Origin of the sequence: Sphingobium rhizovicinum (genome assembly GCF_042647625.1) — a bacterium.
In the GTDB taxonomy this organism is placed as follows: domain Bacteria; phylum Pseudomonadota; class Alphaproteobacteria; order Sphingomonadales; family Sphingomonadaceae; genus Sphingobium; species Sphingobium rhizovicinum.
Genome location: NZ_JBHRVU010000004.1, coordinates 842,222 through 857,837, shown reverse-complemented (window position 1 = coordinate 857,837; position 15,616 = coordinate 842,222). Strand labels below are relative to the sequence as shown.

Annotated in this window: 19 protein-coding genes and 2 tRNA genes; 12 read left to right on the top strand and 9 right to left on the bottom strand. The window is 63.7% G+C overall.

Annotation, left to right across the window (positions count from 1 at the left end; genetic code table 11):
* Positions 1–171 precede the first annotated feature (171 nt).
* Positions 172–247: transfer RNA gene (locus ACFOKF_RS05575), tRNA-Lys, on the bottom strand.
* Positions 248–301: 54 nt separating this feature from the next.
* A tRNA-Tyr gene (locus ACFOKF_RS05570) sits at positions 302–388 on the bottom strand.
* 105 nt (positions 389–493) lie between these two features.
* Between ACFOKF_RS05570 and rlmB the strand changes: the two genes are divergently transcribed.
* Positions 494–1,234, top strand: coding sequence for a 23S rRNA (guanosine(2251)-2'-O)-methyltransferase RlmB (gene rlmB, locus ACFOKF_RS05565; protein WP_380793853.1), 741 nt, complete (start codon positions 494–496; stop codon positions 1,232–1,234).
* A gap of 27 nt (positions 1,235–1,261) precedes the next feature.
* The gene (locus ACFOKF_RS05560; protein ID WP_380793851.1) at positions 1,262–1,999 is read left to right on the top strand and encodes a hypothetical protein; all 738 of its coding nucleotides are present in this window, start codon (positions 1,262–1,264) and stop codon (positions 1,997–1,999) included.
* Between the two features lie 18 nt (positions 2,000–2,017).
* On the opposite strand, the gene ACFOKF_RS05555 is transcribed toward ACFOKF_RS05560, so the two are convergent.
* On the bottom strand, positions 2,018–2,335 hold the full coding sequence (locus ACFOKF_RS05555) for a ferredoxin (protein ID WP_380793849.1): 318 nt from the start codon (positions 2,333–2,335) through the stop codon (positions 2,018–2,020).
* A 76-nt stretch (positions 2,336–2,411) separates the two neighbouring features.
* On the opposite strand from ACFOKF_RS05555, the gene ACFOKF_RS05550 reads away from it, so the two are divergent.
* The 3 genes from ACFOKF_RS05550 to ACFOKF_RS05540 all read left to right on the top strand — a co-directional run bounded on the left by ACFOKF_RS05550 (position 2,412) and on the right by ACFOKF_RS05540 (position 3,789).
* On the top strand, positions 2,412–3,029 hold the full coding sequence (locus ACFOKF_RS05550; RefSeq protein ID WP_380793847.1) for a DNA-3-methyladenine glycosylase family protein: 618 nt from the start codon (positions 2,412–2,414) through the stop codon (positions 3,027–3,029).
* A gap of 2 nt (positions 3,030–3,031) precedes the next feature.
* Positions 3,032–3,256, top strand: a complete 225-nt coding sequence (locus tag ACFOKF_RS05545) for a DUF2188 domain-containing protein (protein ID WP_380793845.1) — start codon at positions 3,032–3,034, stop codon at positions 3,254–3,256.
* Positions 3,257–3,354: 98 nt separating this feature from the next.
* Positions 3,355–3,789, top strand: coding sequence for a response regulator (locus ACFOKF_RS05540; RefSeq protein WP_380793843.1), 435 nt, complete (start codon positions 3,355–3,357; stop codon positions 3,787–3,789).
* Here ACFOKF_RS05540 and ACFOKF_RS05535 read toward each other — a convergent pair.
* On the bottom strand, positions 3,737–5,263 hold the full coding sequence (locus ACFOKF_RS05535) for a PAS domain-containing protein (RefSeq protein WP_380793841.1): 1,527 nt from the start codon (positions 5,261–5,263) through the stop codon (positions 3,737–3,739). The two genes, ACFOKF_RS05540 and ACFOKF_RS05535, sit on opposite strands and share 53 nt — an antisense overlap.
* Complete coding sequence (murA, locus tag ACFOKF_RS05530; RefSeq protein WP_380793839.1) at positions 5,256–6,539, bottom strand: UDP-N-acetylglucosamine 1-carboxyvinyltransferase; 1,284 nt, start codon at positions 6,537–6,539, stop codon at positions 5,256–5,258. Before murA ends, ACFOKF_RS05535 begins: the two co-directional genes overlap by 8 nt.
* Before the next feature lie 207 nt (positions 6,540–6,746).
* Between murA and ACFOKF_RS05525 the strand changes: the two genes are divergently transcribed.
* Positions 6,747–7,481: a Crp/Fnr family transcriptional regulator gene (locus tag ACFOKF_RS05525; protein ID WP_380793837.1), complete on the top strand. Its 735-nt coding sequence runs from the start codon at positions 6,747–6,749 to the stop codon at positions 7,479–7,481.
* A 287-nt stretch (positions 7,482–7,768) separates the two neighbouring features.
* Here ACFOKF_RS05525 and ACFOKF_RS05520 read toward each other — a convergent pair whose 3' ends face one another.
* Positions 7,769–8,032, bottom strand: coding sequence for a hypothetical protein (locus ACFOKF_RS05520; protein WP_380793835.1), 264 nt, complete (start codon positions 8,030–8,032; stop codon positions 7,769–7,771).
* A complete protein-coding gene (locus ACFOKF_RS05515) occupies positions 8,029–8,595 on the bottom strand; it encodes an HNH endonuclease (RefSeq protein ID WP_298394957.1) in 567 nt (188 codons plus the stop codon). The genes ACFOKF_RS05520 and ACFOKF_RS05515 overlap by 4 nt, the downstream gene beginning before the upstream one ends.
* A 94-nt stretch (positions 8,596–8,689) precedes the next feature.
* On the opposite strand from ACFOKF_RS05515, the gene gluQRS reads away from it, so the two are divergent.
* From gluQRS to egtD, 6 genes are all read left to right on the top strand, one after another.
* A complete protein-coding gene (gluQRS, locus tag ACFOKF_RS05510; protein ID WP_380793833.1) occupies positions 8,690–9,589 on the top strand; it encodes a tRNA glutamyl-Q(34) synthetase GluQRS in 900 nt (299 codons plus the stop codon).
* Positions 9,590–9,598: 9 nt separating this feature from the next.
* Positions 9,599–9,835: a twin transmembrane helix small protein gene (locus ACFOKF_RS05505; protein WP_380793832.1), complete on the top strand. Its 237-nt coding sequence runs from the start codon at positions 9,599–9,601 to the stop codon at positions 9,833–9,835.
* An 18-nt stretch (positions 9,836–9,853) separates the two neighbouring features.
* Positions 9,854–10,423 carry a cob(I)yrinic acid a,c-diamide adenosyltransferase gene (locus ACFOKF_RS05500; RefSeq protein ID WP_380793830.1) on the top strand — a complete coding sequence of 190 codons (570 nt, stop codon included), beginning with the start codon at positions 9,854–9,856 and terminating at the stop codon, positions 10,421–10,423.
* A gap of 145 nt (positions 10,424–10,568) precedes the next feature.
* Positions 10,569–11,411 carry a GGDEF domain-containing protein gene (locus ACFOKF_RS05495; protein WP_380793828.1) on the top strand — a complete coding sequence of 281 codons (843 nt, stop codon included), beginning with the start codon at positions 10,569–10,571 and terminating at the stop codon, positions 11,409–11,411.
* Between the two features lie 69 nt (positions 11,412–11,480).
* Complete coding sequence (egtB, locus tag ACFOKF_RS05490) at positions 11,481–12,749, top strand: ergothioneine biosynthesis protein EgtB (RefSeq protein ID WP_380793826.1); 1,269 nt, start codon at positions 11,481–11,483, stop codon at positions 12,747–12,749.
* Between the two features lie 4 nt (positions 12,750–12,753).
* Positions 12,754–13,713 carry an L-histidine N(alpha)-methyltransferase gene (gene egtD / locus ACFOKF_RS05485; protein WP_380793824.1) on the top strand — a complete coding sequence of 320 codons (960 nt, stop codon included), beginning with the start codon at positions 12,754–12,756 and terminating at the stop codon, positions 13,711–13,713.
* Here egtD and ACFOKF_RS05480 read toward each other — a convergent pair.
* Entirely contained in the window at positions 13,710–14,411 is a 702-nt protein-coding gene (locus tag ACFOKF_RS05480) for an HAD family hydrolase (RefSeq protein WP_380793822.1), read from the bottom strand. The genes egtD and ACFOKF_RS05480 overlap by 4 nt on opposite strands.
* A gap of 100 nt (positions 14,412–14,511) precedes the next feature.
* The gene (locus ACFOKF_RS05475) at positions 14,512–15,594 is read right to left on the bottom strand and encodes a DUF1176 domain-containing protein (RefSeq protein WP_380793820.1); all 1,083 of its coding nucleotides are present in this window, start codon (positions 15,592–15,594) and stop codon (positions 14,512–14,514) included.
* Between the last annotated feature and the right edge of the window lie 22 nt (positions 15,595–15,616).

The window sequence follows — 15,616 nt, the reverse complement described above, 5'->3', positions numbered from 1 at the left end:
CGGGGCCGACGCTCGCAAGATCCCTACATACCCCCATCGGCGCGATCTGAATCAGCGCATGCGAGAGCGGTTGAGCACACGGCGCACTCTTGCACGGCTCTCACCCGGTAATCGCGGCTGCAAATAACATTATCCCAGAAGAGGGTAAGCTACTGATTGCACTAGGAGAAATGGTGGACGCACTAGGGCTCGAACCTAGGACCCGCTGATTAAGAGTCAGCTGCTCTACCAACTGAGCTATGCGTCCACACTGGCCTTCATCACGATCCCAAGGGATCGCCTGCATCATGGCCTGATGCAGTGGTGGACAGGGCTGGATTCGAACCAGCGTACGGGAAACCCGGGCAGATTTACAGTCTGCTGCCTTTAACCACTCGGCCACCTGTCCAGTGCCCTACCCGGTGAGGAATTTGTGTTCCCCGCCGCGCTGGAGGCGGCCTAATGGCGAATGGAGACTTGCCTGTCAATGCCTTGATGTGAAAAGAGCGAAATCATGAAAAAGCCCAATCGCTCCACCAAGCCCAAGAGCGCCTTTCCGCGCTTCTACGGGCGTCACGCCGTCATCGCGGCGCTCGCCAATCCCGACCGCATCGTGCGCAAGATCTGGGGCACGCGCGAAGCGCTGGGCCAGCTCGACCTGCCGCCGGTGCTGCCGATCGTCTATTCCGATGTCGCCGACATGGGCCGCATGGTGCCGTCCGACGCGCCGCATCAGGGCATCGTCGCCGAGGTCGAGCCGCTGGACGATGTCTGGTTGGGCGAGATTCTGGAACAAGGACAGGATGACAAGCGGCCGATCCTGGTGCTGGATCAGGTGACGGACCCGCATAATGTGGGCGCAATTCTGCGTTCGGCCGCGGCGTTCGACGCGCTGTGCATCGTGACGCAGGATCGGCATGCGCCGCCCGAATCGGGTGTGCTGGCCCGTGCGGCATCGGGCGCGCTGGAAAGCGTGCCATGGGTGCGCGTGGTCAATCTGGCGCGCGCGTTGGAAGAAATTGCCGAGGCTGGCTACTGGCGCATCGGGCTGGACGGCGACGCGGACACCACATTGGGCGAAGCGATCGGCGAATCGCGCGTGGCTCTGGTGCTGGGCGCCGAAGGCGAAGGGCTGCGCCACAATACGATTGCCCATTGCGACATTATCGCCAAGTTGCCGATCAGCCCGCGCATGGAGAGCCTGAACGTCTCCAACGCCGCAGCCATCGCGCTCTACGCCGCCACAGTCGGCTGACAGACGCAAAAAGGGGGGAGAGACGCCATGGACCGCCTGTATCGCACTTTAGGGGCGCTGGCGGGCTTGCTGGCGCTCTCCGCCTGCCTGGTGACGCCGGGGCAATTTGAATCGACCCTCGACATTCGCGCCGACCGCAGCTTCGCCTTCACCTACAAGGGCGAGATACTGGCGTCGGACATGGGCAAGAATGCGCTGACAGGCGGCGCGAATGATGGCGATGCGGACGCGCAGGACGGCGAAGCGGAAAATAGCCCGACACTGATGCAGATTGCAGCGCAGGAGGAGGATTTCAGCGATCCGTCCGACAAGAGCGACGAAACCCAGATGCAGGCGATTGCCACCGCCCTGTCGAAGGAGAAGGGATTCCGTTCCGCCCGTTATCTTGGTAATCACAAGTTCGAGATCGACTATGCGATCAACGGCACACTAACGCACGCTTTCCTCTTTCCCTTCAACATCGACGCGCAGATCGTGCTGCCTTTCGTTGCAGTGGAGATGCGCGGCGTGGATCGGGTCCGGGTGAAGGCGCCCGGCTTCGCCAACAGCTTCGACAAGAGCCAGGGGCCAGGCGGCATGGGCGGCGCAGGGGACGACACGGCGAAGGCGCTGGACGGCACCTTCACCCTGACCACCGACGCGGAGATCATTAGCCAGAATCAGGAAGAAGGGGCGGACACGATCCCCGAAGGCAAGCGAATCGTCTGGACGATCACGCCGCTGACCAGCGACGCGCCCGCGGCCACGCTGCGCCTAAAGCCATAACCGGCGCGCCTGTTCTGATCAGTCTTCCGGCGCGATGGTGACACGCAGGCCGTCCAGCGCATCGTTCAGCACCACCTGACAGGACAGACGACTGCTGTCGTTGCGATGGTCGGAACTGTCGAGCAGATCATTTTCATCTTCGCTCATCACGGGCAGAATGTCGGCGAAGGCGGGATCGACATAGATATGGCAGGTCGCGCAGGAGCAGCAACCGCCGCACAGCGCCAGCAATTCGTCAAACCCGTTGTCGCGAATGACTTCCATCACCGACAGGCCATTGTCGCCATCGACAGCCTGCTCCTCACCCGCACGGTTGACCACAATCAGTTTCGGCATCTATCCAGTCCCCTCGAATTTCTCCGCCGCTGTGACGGACAGGCGGCGGGAAATCAAGGACCGGACCGACAGACTGATGGTGACGACAGCAGAGCAGTTGCAGACCGGCCTGGACGCTATAGCCGCGTTGGAGCCGGGTTTCGCGGCGGCAATCGGGCGAGTGGGTTATCCCGCGCCCCGCGTGCGCCCGCCCGGTTATGAAACCTTGCTGCGCACCATCGTGGGGCAACAGGTCAGCGTTGCCGCAGCCGCAGCCGTATGGAGCAAGCTGGAGGCGGAACTTGGCGAAGGCTGCACGCCAACCGCGCTGCTGGCGCGCGATTTTGACACATTGCGCGCCTGCGGCCTGTCCCGCCAGAAACAGGGCTATGCCCGCAGCCTCGCCGAACTGGTGATGTCGGGCGCGCTGGACCTGCGCGCCCTGCCCGCCGATGATGAAGAGGCGATTGCGCAACTGGTGCAAATCAAGGGAATTGGCCGCTGGTCGGCGGAAATCTATCTGCTCTTTGCTGAAGGGCGACCCGACATCTGGCCAGCGGGCGATCTGGCGGTGCAGATCGAGATCGGCCGCATATTGGGCATGCCCGAACGGCCAAGCGAAAAGCTGACTCGCGCAGTTGCCGACGCCTGGCGCCCGTATCGCGGCGCCGCCGCGATCATGGCCTGGCACCATTATAACACCGAGGTATTATAATCATGTCCGCCAAATTACCCCACGCCCGTTATATCGTCCTGGAACATGAAGGCGTGTGGAAGATCAATCTCGACAATAAATATTATGGTCCGTTTCCCACCCAGGATCAGGCCGTCCAAAGCGCGATGGCGACGGCGCAGAAAGCGGCCGATGCGGGCTACCCCGCATCGCTGCTGCTGATGCGGGGAACCCAGTTCGACATTTTATGGACCAATGTCCCGGCCTGAAACGGGAACGATGACATTATCTGTCATTTTTTTCGCACATGCGGGAACCCAAGGCCGCAAAAGGAATTTACCTTCTCCAGGTTCCGCAGGCTGAAGGCATGGGCAAGAAAGTTCTGATCGTCGAAGACGAGATTTTCGTCGCGCTGGAAATTGAGCAGATCGTCGAGGACGCCGGATTCACGGTGGGCGCGATCGCGGCGGATCGGGCCGCGGCGCTCGAATCGGCGGACAATTGCGACATCGCTCTTGTCGACCTCAACCTGCGCGATGGCCCCACCGGCCCGCAGATCGGCATGGAACTGGCCAGCCGCCACGGCATCCGCGTCATTTATGTCACCGCCAACCCGGCGCAGATCGGCGACGCGTCCGTCGCCGCGCTGGGCGTCATCACCAAGCCGTTTCGCGCGCAGAGCATTTCCGCTGCGCTCAAGCTGGCGGCCACCGAAAAGCCCGACCTGCTGGCTGCGGAAATTGCCGGCTTTACGCCTTTTCCGCCGCCCGGCTCATGGAACGCAATGGAATCCAGAGGTTGAGGCGAAGCCCACCCGCTTCCCAATAACGCTCGATACGCCCGCCCAGCTGCCGTTCGACGCTCAGCGTCATCAAGCGGCTGCCGAACCCTTCGACCCCCGCGGGCGCAACCGCAGGTCCGCCCTCTTCCCGCCAGTCGATGCGCACATCCGATCCTTCTGCCGTGACATGCAGATGAACGCAGCCGTTCGCAACGGACAGCGCGCCATATTTGGCGGCGTTGGTCGCCAGTTCGTGGAACAACAACGCCAGCGGCGTTGCGGATCGATCGTCGATCTGCGGATCTTCTCCCGACAGCAGGATGCGGCTGCCCCTACTGCTGCGATAGGGCGCGAAAATCTGGTCGAGTATGCCCCACAGTCGCCCGGCGCCCTGCCCGATCTGCGGCGCGGATTCGGCGCTGTGCGGACGAACGAAATCATGGGCGCGACCCAGCGCCAATATGCGATCGCGCAAATCTTCCGCCACATCGCCAATCTCCGGATGCTGGCGAGCCGACAGGCCGATCAATCCGGCGATGACCGAAAAGATATTCTTGATCCGGTGTGACAGTTCATGCGCGATCATCTCGCGCTCTTCCATCATCAGCCTTTGCTCATGAATATCGGTGCAGGTGCCGATCCAGCGCACGATATGGCCAGCGGCGTCCTTGATCGGCAGCGCGCGACCCAGCGTCCAGCGATAGTCGCCGCTATGATGCCGCAGCCGATATTCGATTTCATAAGGATCGCCGGTCTTCAGGCTATGGCGCCATTTATCCCAGGCGCGCGCCTGATCATCAGGGTGGAACATCCCGTTCCACCCCTCGCCATCGGTCGATCCGGCCGGAACGCCGGTATATTCATACCAGCGCGCATTATAATAATCATGATAGCCGTCCGGCAGCGTCGACCAGACCATCTGCGGCATGGTGTCGGCCAGCGTGCGGAACATGCGATCGCTGTCGGCGACAGCGGCGGCGTCCAGCCGTTGCTGAAGGATCGTGTCGCGATCGCGCCGCCGCCCCTCCAGTTCCATCATCACTTGCCGCGCCAGCAGGGTCAGCCCCTGCCGCTGCAACGGCGTGAGGTCGTCCCGGGCCTGCGTATCGATGACACACAGAGCGCCAAGCGGCTCGCCATCCGCGCCCGTCAGCGGCGCGCCGGCGTAGAAGCGGATATGCGGCGCTCCGGTGACCAGCGCATTGTCGATGAAGCGGGGATCGCGCGTCGCATCGGGCACGATGAAAATCTCTTCGCCCAGCATGGCGAGAGCGCAGAAGGATACGTCGCGCGGCGTTTCTTCCGCATCCAGCCCGGTGCGCGCCAGAAAGCGCTGGCGCACATCCTCCACGATGCTGACCAGCGCGATCGGCGCGTCGCACAATTGGGCCGCGAAGGCGGTAACTTCATCAAGCGTGCGAAAGCCGCCAGTATCAAGATCGTACAACGCCAGCAGCGCCGCCCGATCCGTGGCCAGCCCCCGCCCCTCAGCCATCGCTGACCCGCTCAATATCGGCGCCCACGGCGGACAGCTTTTCCTCCAGCCGCTCATAGCCGCGGTCGAGATGATAGACGCGGTTGACCTGCGTTTCGCCCTGCGCGGCAAGACCGGCCAGGATCAGGCTCATCGACGCGCGCAGGTCCGTCGCCATCACCGGCGCGCCGACAAGACCGCTGACGCCGCGCACGATCGCCGTGCGGCCGTTGACGGCAATATCCGCCCCCATACGCGCCAGTTCCGGCACATGCATGTAGCGGTTTTCGAAAATCGTCTCGGTCAGCACCGATGCGCCTTCGGCCAGCGTCAGCATCGCCATGAACTGCGCCTGCATGTCGGTCGGAAAGGCCGGGAAAGGCGCGGTCGACAGCGTCAGCGGCTTCAGCTTGCCGTCGGAAGCGACACGAATGCCGTCCTTATGCTCATCCACCTGAACGCCCGCATCGCGCAGGGCGGACAGGATCGCCCGCATATCCTCTGCATTGGCGCCGATCAGGTCGAGCGAACCGCCGGTGATCGCGGCGGCGCAGGCATAGCTGCCCGCCTCGATCCGATCGGGCATCACGCGATAGGTTGCGCCGTGCAGGCGATCCTTGCCATGGATCACCAGACGTGAACTGCCAATGCCTTCAATCTCCGCGCCCATGGCGACGAGAAGATTGCACAAATCCACGATTTCGGGCTCACGCGCGGCGTTTTCCAGTACGCACACGCCCTTCGCCAGCGAAGCCGCCATCAGCCCATTTTCCGTCGCGCCGACCGACACAACCGGGAAAGTATAGGTGCCGCCGGGCAAGCCGCCATCGGGCGCGCTCGCACGGACATAGCCCGCCGTAATTTCGATCACCGCGCCAAAGGCTTCCAGCGCCTTGAGGTGCAGGTCGATCGGGCGATTGCCGATCGCGCAGCCGCCAGGCAACGACACCCGCGCCTCGCCCGCGCGCGCCAGCAACGGGCCAAGCACCAGGATGGACGCGCGCATCTTGCGCACAATGTCATAGGGCGCCTCGGTCGAGGTGACGCGGCCCGCGCGCATCGTCATCACGCGGCCAAAATCCTCCGGCCGCGCGCCTTCGATCATCGTCGACACGCCCAACTGGTTCAGCAGATGGCCAAAGCTGTCGACGTCCGCCAGACGCGGCAGATTGCGCAGCGTCACCGGCTCGTCAGTCAGCAACGCGCAGGGCAGCAGCGTCAGGGCGGCGTTCTTGGCGCCGGAGATGGGAAGGCGGCCGGAAAGGGCTTTACCGCCGCGAATATGAATACGGTCCATTGGACAGCGTTCATAACGCCTCCCGCGCGCCGTGCAAGGCGGCTCGATGGCCATCTGGCATAGTTAACCGCAGCTGGCGCACGCCATGCAACATATTTGCAAAGCAACGGCATCCCTTGATCGAGTTTAGTGCAGATTCTGAAAATGCAGCCAAAAGGCAGGTCAGGCGTTTTGCCATCGTAACGACAATTTTGGAAAAAGGTGTTTTTGGTGGCAACAAGCTGTTTCGCAGCAAGGCTGGCCAAGCAAGTGCCGCTGTCGGAAGCGGAAAAGGAAGCGCTGGCCCGACTGGAGGAAAATCCCCGCAAGGTGAAGCGCGGCGCCATGATCCAGCGCGTCAACGAGACCGTGATGGAATTGTTCGTGCTGCGCGAAGGCCGGGTGATGAGTTTTGTCATCCTGCCCGATGGCAGTCGTCAGATATTGCGCGTCTACTTTCCCGGCGACTTCATCGGATCGGCCAGCACCATCTACAGCAAGGCGCCGGAATCGCTGGTCGCCCTGTCGGATGCGATCATCTGTCCGTTCGACAAACATGCGCTGCGTCGGCTGCTGGATGAATATCCGCGCGTCGCCGCCTTGCTGTTCCTACTGTCCAATGCAGAACGCGTGTCGATGACCGATCGGCTCGCCGCGCTGGGCCGCACCTCTGCCAAGGCGCGGGTCGCCTCTTTCCTGCTCGACATGTTCGACCGGCTGCGCGTCACCGACGACAGCATAACCGACAGTTTCGACTTGAAACTGACGCAGGAGGAAATCGGCGATTCCATCGGCCTGACATCCGTTCATGTGAACCGCATGATCCGGCAGATGGAGCAGGAAGGGCTGATCAGCCGTTCCAACGGGCGCATCACGCTGCTGGAAATGGCGCGCCTGGAAGAGATCGGCCATTACACCAACCGGCACAAAGATATGGATCTGGACTGGCTGCCGGTCGGCTAAGCCCCACCTTGGGCCGCGTGGACAAGTTCACCCATTATCTCTGCCCGACAATGGCTGCGCGGGAGCCTGTTAGTCTGTCCTACAGGACGGATTTTCCCTATCCTGCGATCGGCTCCTTCCATTGTCGGCAATCAGACCTGTTGCAAAACGGCTTCGCTCCGGCCAGTCAAAAGCGACATAAAGCGACAAATTCGCACGCATTTTGCGATTCTTTTGTCGCTTTATCGTCGATCCCGCGATCATAACCTGTCCACGCTGGCCAGGAACCGGCTGCCGGTCGGCTGGCCCTATTTCGCCGGTTTGCGATCAGGCGGGAAGCAGGTGGTGCAGCGCCGCCAGCAGCTGACACCCGGCATGGCCAGCGCCGGCGTCAGGCCGCGTTCGGGATACAGGCCCGTCAAAATGGCGGGCGACACGCCTTCGGGCGCAGCGCGATTATGGCACATCAGGCAGTTGCGCACATATTTGGCGCGGGTCAGGCCGCTATGATCCTCCTGCCCCCATGCGCCAGCGGGCGCCAGCAGCAACAGAAGCGCAAGGAGGCGCCTCACGCCAGCAGCTCGACATCCCAATAAAGCCAGTCGTGCCAGCTTTCGTGCAGATAGCCCGGCGGGAAGGCGCGGCCATGTTCCTGCAATTGCCAGCTCGTTGGCCGGATCGGCTGAACATAGAGCTGCATGCCTGCTTCGCGCGGCGTCCGCCCGCCCTTGCGCAGATTGCACGGCGAACAGGCGGTCGCGACATTTTCCCAGGTCGTCCGTCCGCCCGCACGGCGCGGCACGACATGATCGAACGTCAGGTCGTGGGGCGAACCACAATATTGGCAGGCGAACTTGTCGCGCAGGAACAGGTTGAAACGCGTGAAGGCGGGATGTTCGGATGGCTTCACATATTGTTTCAGCGCAATCACCGAGGGGATTTTCATCTCCAGACTGGGGCTGTGCACATGCCGTTCATAGCTGGAGACGATGTCCACCCGATCCAAAAATACCGCCTTGATGGCGGTTTGCCAGGGCCAGAGGCTCAAGGGATAATAGCTCAGCGGCGTATAGTCGGCGTTCAACACCAGCGCCGGACAATTTTCCGGGTGTCGTATGAGGTCGGGATGGTACATAAAAACCTTCTTCCCCCTGGTCGACGCTGCTGATCCACCAGCAACGTGACATCCGCATGACAGCATTAACGAATATCATCCGTCAAGAGCCTGTATGATTCAGTCTGCCGCACCACAGCATATGGTGACACGTTTTGCCCCCAGCCCCACCGGCAGGCTGCATGTTGGCCATGGCTGGTCGGCGTTGCTGGCGATGGACATGGCCCGCGCCGCCGGCGGCGCGTTCCGGCTGCGAATCGAGGATATAGATGGCACGCGCAGCCGGCCCGAACATGTGGCCGGGATTGTCGAGGATCTGCGCTGGCTGGGAATAGAATGGGATGGTGAGATCGTCTTCCAGTCGCAGCGTCTGGCCAGCTATGACGTCGCGCTCGATCGGTTGCGGGGGCAAGGCCTGCTCTATCCCTGTTTCTGCACCCGCGCCGATATTCAGGCGAGCCTGACCGCGCCCCATGGTCCCGAAGGGCCGGTCTATCCCGGCACTTGCCGCACATTGGCCCCGGCGGAAAGCGCGAAGCGAATCGCGGCCGGAGCGGCGCATGCCTGGCGGATCGACATGGGCAAGGCGGCGGCGCAGGCGGGGCCGCTGCACTGGAGCGCCCTGCCCTTTCCCGTTCGGGATGTGCGAACGCAGGTCGTCGCCCATCCCGTTCTCCACGGCGATGTCGTGCTGGCGCGCAAGGATGCGCCGGCCAGCTATCATCTGTCCTGCACGCTGGACGATGCTTCCATGGGCGTGACCCATGTGCTGCGCGGCGACGACCTGCGCGGCGCCACCGACATTCACCGGCTGTTGCAGGCGCTGCTCAACCTTCCCCTGCCCGCCTATGTCCATCATCCGCTGCTGGTCGGGCCGGTCGGCAAACGCCTCGCCAAGCGGGACGGGTCGATCGCCCTGGCCGATCTGCGCGCGCAGGGCATGGACCCGGCCTTGCTGGCGGCCGATCTGCGCGCTGGGCGCTTTCCCATTGGCATCGCTCTCGCAAGCGCCTAGCATCGGCCCATGACAAGCTTCCTCGTCATCCTGCTGATCCTTGCCATGATCGCCACACTAGTGGCGCTGATCCGGGGCATCATCGCCTTCCTCCAGACGACCAAGGAGGATCTGAACGCGCCCGAAGGCAGCGGCCCCAGCCCCGCGCGCCTCAAGCAGAACAGGATGATGATGAACCGCATCCTGTTTCAGGCCGGCGCGATCATCATCGTCGCCATATTGCTGATGGCCAAGGGGCACGGCTGAACGCAGGAATCCGTCCTTATGGTCAAGCTGAACAAAATCTACACCCGCACCGGCGACGCGGGCACGACCGGATTGGTCGACGGATCGCGCCTGTCCAAACACGCACCGCGCATGCAGGCGGTGGGCGATGTGGACGAAGCGAACAGCGCGATCGGTCTGGCCATCATCGCCATGGGCGCACGGCCCGAAACGCGCTGGCTCACCACCATCCAGAATGACCTGTTCGATCTGGGCGCCGATCTTGCCACGCCGATCCCCGACGGTGCAGACGAACCATGGGCGCTGCGCATCGTCGCCAAACAGGTGGAGCGGCTGGAGGGCGAGATCGACCTGATGAACGCCGACCTCGCCCCGCTGGACAGCTTCATCCTGCCCGGCGGATCGCCTGCCGCCGCCGCCGTCCATCTGGCCCGCGCCATCACCCGCCGCGCCGAACGCAGCGCCACGGCCGCCGCAGCCGACGTGGCGCTTAATCCGCACGCGCTCGCCTATCTCAATCGCCTGTCCGACCTGTTGTTCGTGCTGGCACGCCGGGTGAATGACAATGGCGCAGGTGACGTCAAATGGGTGCCGGGCGCATCACGTTGAAAAAATGACATAAATGGGAAACACGGTTCACCCATCCTCTGGCACGCTCCATCTGCCAGCACGGCGTTAACGCTATTCCTTCATCTTGCGTTTAGGCGCTCCCACGGAAATGCGGTTCGCAGTCGCATCACAGCAGGGGAAGGCCGTGCAATTCTATCTCGCTACATCCTTTATCTTTCCGCGCTCGCTGCGCTTACGCCTCTTCACCCTCTGTTTCATCGCCACCCATTTGCCGCTGCTGGGCTATCTGGCCTGGGGCCTTGCCACCGGGCGCATCGCCCTGCCCGAATTCGTGCTGTTGACGCTCGCGACGGTGGTCGGCACCGGCATCGCCCTGTTCGGCATCGGCGCGCTGCTCAATCCGATTCATGCGCTGGCCGAAGCGCTGCACGACGGCAAAGACGCAGGCCCGGCGCTGCCCGTCGTGGGCGACGTTATCCAGACGCTCTATGCTGGCGTGCAGCGCGCGCGCGATCGAATCGACGACCTGCATCAGGCCGCACATGAAGATCCGTTGACCGGCATCGCCAACCGACGCGGCTTTCTGGCGGAGCTGGATGCATTGCCCGCCGATCGCCGCAGGGGCTGCGTCGCCATCATCGACATCGACTATTTCAAGCGGGTCAATGATCTGATGGGCCATGAGGAAGGCGACCGCGTGCTGGCCGCCTTCGCCACGCGTCTGTCCGCATTGGTGCGCCGCGTCGATCTGGTCGCGCGCTGGGGCGGCGAGGAATTTGCCATCTTCTTCCAGGACTGCATCGAGGATGAGGCAAGCTGGTCGCTGGCGCGGATCGCCAGCCGGATGCGCACCCATCCGATCGGCGACATTCATGGCCGGCCGATCAGCTTTTCCGCCGGCATCTGTCGCTGGAACGGCGGCGAACTGGAAGACGCCTTCGCCCGCGCGGACGAGGCGCTGTACGACGCCAAGCAATCGGGTCGCGACCGGATTTGTCGCGCCCCGTCCCTGCTTCAGGAGGTATGACCGGAACCCCGTGCGCATTCATGCGCTTGTCCTCTTGAGAACGGCGCAACCGTATCGGAAAGGGCAGGCATGGCCAGAAGCTGGATGGACGCCCGGCAGGATGATCTGGAAGAGCGCTTCCGCGCGGTCCGGGCGCTGAGCGAAGCGCTGGCAGCCCCTCTTTCCGACGCGGACGCCACGGTTCAGTCGATGCCGGACGCCTCCCCCGCAAAATGGCATCTGGCCCATAGCAGCTGGTTTTTCGAAACCTTCGTCTTGCGCGACCATGTGCCGGGGTATCGGCCGTTCGACCCGCGATACGCCTATCTGTTCAACAGCTATTATGAGGCGGAGGGCGCACGCCATGCCCGGCCCTTGCGCGGCATGCTCACGCGGCCGACACTGGCCGATGTGCGCGCCTATCGCGCCCATGTCGACGCGGCGCTGATCGATGCGCTGGGCATGCTGCCGCAGGCGGGCCGCGCGCTGGTGACGCTGGGGCTGCACCATGAACAGCAGCATCAGGAATTGCTGCTGACCGATTTGCTCCACCTTTTTTCGCTCAACCCGCTGGAACCCGCGCTGTTCAACGCCCCCAGCGCCGCGCCGGTCGACCTGCCCGGTGCGCTCCACTGGATCGAGGGGCGCGAGGGGCTGGTGGAAATTGGCGAGGATGGCCGCACCGGCTTCGCCTTCGATTGCGAAGGGCCACGGCATAAGGCTGTCCTGCGCCCGCACGCGCTGGCGCACCGCGCCATAACCAATGACGAATGGATCGCCTTCATCGAAGATGGCGGCTATAGCCACGCCGCGCACTGGCTGTCGGACGGCTGGGCCTGGGTGCAAACCGAAGGGGTTGAAGCGCCACTCTATTGGAAGCAGGGCGAACAAGGCTGGACCCGCTTCGGGCTGGATGGCCGCCAACCGCTCAATCCCGCCGCGCCCGTCACCCATGTCAGCCTGTTTGAAGCGGACGCCTATGCCAGCTGGGCGGGCGCGCGGTTGCCAACAGAGGCGGAATGGGAAAGCGCAGCCCAGAATGTCGCGGCGATCAGCGGCAACCAGTTGGATGGCCCGGCCTGCCCCCGCCCGATCGCGGCAGCGGACGGCACGAACCTGACACAAATGTTCGGCGATGTATGGGAATGGACCGGCAGCGCCTATCGCCCCCACCCCGGTTTCCATGCGGCGGCGGGCGCGGTCGGCGAATATAATGGCAAGTTCATGTCCGGCCAATTCGTGTTGAAAGGCGGCAGTTGCGCCACGCCGCGCGGCCATGTGCGGGCGAGCTATCGCAACTTCTTCTACCCCCATCAACGCTGGCAGTTCACGGGGCTGCGGCTGGCCAAGGATCTTTGACATCATGTTGCTGACTGACGAAGCGCCGGCCGCCCGGCGCGCGATCGATCCCGCGTTTCGCCGCGACATCATCGACGGCTTGTCGCGCGCTCCCAAAGCCACCCCGCCCATCTGGTTTTACGACCGACGCGGATCGGAATTGTTCGAACGGATTACCGACCTGCCCGAATATTACCCCACCCGCACCGAAACCGCGCTGCTGCAAGCCCATGGACAGGATTTCGCCAAGGCGGTCGGCGAAGGGCGCGCGGTAGTGGAGTTTGGCGCAGGCAGCGCCCGTAAGACGCCCCATCTGTTGCGCGCAATCCAGCCGGCGGCCTATGTGCCGATCGACATCAGCGGCGATTTTCTGCACGCCAGCAGCGCGCAACTGGCCAGCGCCTTCCCCGACCTGCCGGTGCTGCCGCTGGTCGGCGACTTTAACGGGCCGCTGCACCTGCCGACGACGATCGACACATTGCCACGGCTCGGCTTCTTCCCCGGTTCGACCATCGGCAATATGGAGCCGGACGCCGCCGTCGACCTGCTCCGCGCGATGCGCCAATTGCTGGGCGACGCATCCATGCTGTTGATCGGCATGGACCGGATCAAGGATCGGCAGAGGCTGGTCGCCGCCTATGACGACGATGCTGGCGTGACCGCCGCGTTCAACCTGAACCTGATCGCGCGCATCAACCGCGAACTGGAAGGCGACCTGCCAATCGACGGCTTTGTCCATCGCGCCTTATGGAACGACGACAAGGCGCGGATCGAAATGCATCTGGAGGCGGTGCGGCCGCTCCATTTTCATGTCGCGGGCCAATGCTTCCGCATGGCGGCGGGCGAAACCATCCACACCGAAAGCAGCCACAAATATGGCGCGCGGGACGAACGGCTGCTGCTGCGCGCTGGCGGATGGGAGCCTGTGCGCGAATGGACCGACCCGGATGGGCTGTTCGCGCTGGTGTTGGCGAAAGCGGGTTAATCCGTCGCCAGCAACAGGTCGCGCAAATCGGTCAGGCTGGGCAACACCTGCGCGCAGGCCATTACCAGTTCCTCGGTCGGCGGCAGCAGGTCTGGAACCATCACCGTCGCAATTCCGGCGGCCGTGGCTGACCGCACTCCGGCATAGCTGTCCTCGACCGCAACGGCATGCGCCGCGTCAACCCCAAGTCGCTGCGCCGCAAGCAGATAGGGTTCGGGATGCGGCTTGGGACGCTCCACATCGCTGCGGGTGACAATCACGTCGAAATAGCGGAGCAGGCCCGTCTTCTCCAGCCGCTGCTGCGCATAGGGCGCGGCGGTGGAGGTAGCGAGCGCCATTGGAATGCCGGCCTGCGCCAGATGATCGAGCAGCAGCAACGCGCCCGGGCGCAGCGGAATGCCGGCGTCTACCGCCGCCTCGAACAATGCGTCGCTATCGGCATAGAAGCGCGCCAGCGGAAAGTCCGGCCCCATATGCTCGGCCAGCATCCGCTCATTTTCGTCGCGATGAATGCCCACCATCGACAGCAGCAGCGCCTCCGACATTGGCCAGCCCAGCGCCTGCGCGGTCTGTGCAAAGGCGTTGCGATGCACCGCTTCGGTCTCAAGCAGCGTGCCGTCCATGTCGAAAATCACGGCGCGGATCGGGTCCGGCAGGGTGGACGCGGACGGAGCGGACGGACGATATGCAGTTGCCATGCCGTCAATATGCGGACGAATGATGCAAATTCCATTGCAAAGCGTGGCAGGGCGATTGCGTGGACCAAATCAGCCCGCTCCTCGGCCGACGCGGATGGCTCTATTCCGTCACCTGCGCCGACCAGGTTCTGATCCAGCGCCATGCGCCGCGACATTCCCCCATCGCCGTCGCTTCGATCAGGCGAAAGCGGGTTCCATCCCACACATAGGTTTCGCTGCCGCCGCAGTCGCCGATCCCCCGCCCCTTGGCGAAACTCGACAGTTCGGACTTTTCGGCAACCCAGCCGGCATTGACCAGCATCGGCCGCGCCTCCTCCTCGCTCCAGCCGGGCTTACGATCGAAGCCTGCAAGATGGAACGTCCGGCGGCCCGGCGTGCCAGTGGCGATCACCGGAACGGCGGTGAAGTTGTAGGCTCCATTGCCGCACGGGACGAGGATGAGCGTTTCCGTTTTTGACAGGCGATGCAGGTCCGGCGTCTGCGAACTGTCGCGCATCTCGCCGTCGCAGCCGGTGAATTTGCCCAACGCCGTCAACTCTTCGCGCCACAGACCCGCGGGCGCAACGCCGGCCGGAACGAGGGCGCGGCGCACTTGCGGTGCAACGGGCGCGGCCCGCACCGCAATCGGCCCCATGGCCCCGGTCGCGACCAGCGCCGTGCTGGTGCCAGCCCGACCCTGCCGCGCGTCCATATAGCGCAGGGCAGCGCCCGATCCCGCGATCGAGGGCCGCCCCAGCAGGCGATTGCCAGATCGCACTTCCAGCACGCCGCCGCGCGCCATGGCGATCGCCAGCGCAGACGCCTGCGGTCCGCGCAGCGTCGCGTCGCCGTCACGGCTTTGCGCGCTGGCGACCTTGCGGCCATCGACATGGAAGCTGACATCGCCGCCGCCCTTGGCGTCGCGGCTGACCCACACTTCTGCGGCGGCATCCGGCCCGGCTTCGCGCACGACGCCGACCATTACAGGATTGTCCGGCCATGTGCCGCCATCGGGCAACAACGACACCGCCTCACATCGGTTGCGATTGTCGCAACCGATGGTCCAGTCCTTATAGGTTTCCAGCGCGCCGGGCTTGGGTGCCTGCGCGCTTATATGCGCTCCCGGCGCAGGCGCCTGCGCGGCGCCCGTAACCGGCCACACCAATGCCGTCCATGCGACGATGAAAAAAGCTTTTGTCCCCATGGGTTAACCATAACGTATCCAC

Bases quoted from the DNA above. Each gene is read 5' to 3' on its own strand.
- rlmB (WP_380793853.1), top strand. From the start codon at position 494: ATGAAAAAGCCCAATCGCTCCACCAAGCCCAAGAGCGCCTTTCCGCGC.
- ACFOKF_RS05560 (WP_380793851.1), top strand. From the start codon at position 1,262: ATGGACCGCCTGTATCGCACTTTAGGGGCGCTGGCGGGCTTGCTGGCG.
- ACFOKF_RS05555 (WP_380793849.1), bottom strand. From the start codon at position 2,335: ATGCCGAAACTGATTGTGGTCAACCGTGCGGGTGAGGAGCAGGCTGTC.
- ACFOKF_RS05550 (WP_380793847.1), top strand. From the start codon at position 2,412: ATGGTGACGACAGCAGAGCAGTTGCAGACCGGCCTGGACGCTATAGCC.
- ACFOKF_RS05545 (WP_380793845.1), top strand. From the start codon at position 3,032: ATGTCCGCCAAATTACCCCACGCCCGTTATATCGTCCTGGAACATGAA.
- ACFOKF_RS05540 (WP_380793843.1), top strand. From the start codon at position 3,355: ATGGGCAAGAAAGTTCTGATCGTCGAAGACGAGATTTTCGTCGCGCTG.
- ACFOKF_RS05535 (WP_380793841.1), bottom strand. From the start codon at position 5,263: ATGGCTGAGGGGCGGGGGCTGGCCACGGATCGGGCGGCGCTGCTGGCG.
- murA (WP_380793839.1), bottom strand. From the start codon at position 6,539: ATGGACCGTATTCATATTCGCGGCGGTAAAGCCCTTTCCGGCCGCCTT.
- ACFOKF_RS05515 (WP_298394957.1), bottom strand. From the start codon at position 8,595: ATGTACCATCCCGACCTCATACGACACCCGGAAAATTGTCCGGCGCTG.
- gluQRS (WP_380793833.1), top strand. From the start codon at position 8,690: ATGATTCAGTCTGCCGCACCACAGCATATGGTGACACGTTTTGCCCCC.
- ACFOKF_RS05505 (WP_380793832.1), top strand. From the start codon at position 9,599: ATGACAAGCTTCCTCGTCATCCTGCTGATCCTTGCCATGATCGCCACA.
- ACFOKF_RS05500 (WP_380793830.1), top strand. From the start codon at position 9,854: ATGGTCAAGCTGAACAAAATCTACACCCGCACCGGCGACGCGGGCACG.
- egtB (WP_380793826.1), top strand. From the start codon at position 11,481: ATGGCCAGAAGCTGGATGGACGCCCGGCAGGATGATCTGGAAGAGCGC.
- egtD (WP_380793824.1), top strand. From the start codon at position 12,754: ATGTTGCTGACTGACGAAGCGCCGGCCGCCCGGCGCGCGATCGATCCC.
- ACFOKF_RS05480 (WP_380793822.1), bottom strand. From the start codon at position 14,411: ATGGCAACTGCATATCGTCCGTCCGCTCCGTCCGCGTCCACCCTGCCG.
- ACFOKF_RS05475 (WP_380793820.1), bottom strand. From the start codon at position 15,594: ATGGGGACAAAAGCTTTTTTCATCGTCGCATGGACGGCATTGGTGTGG.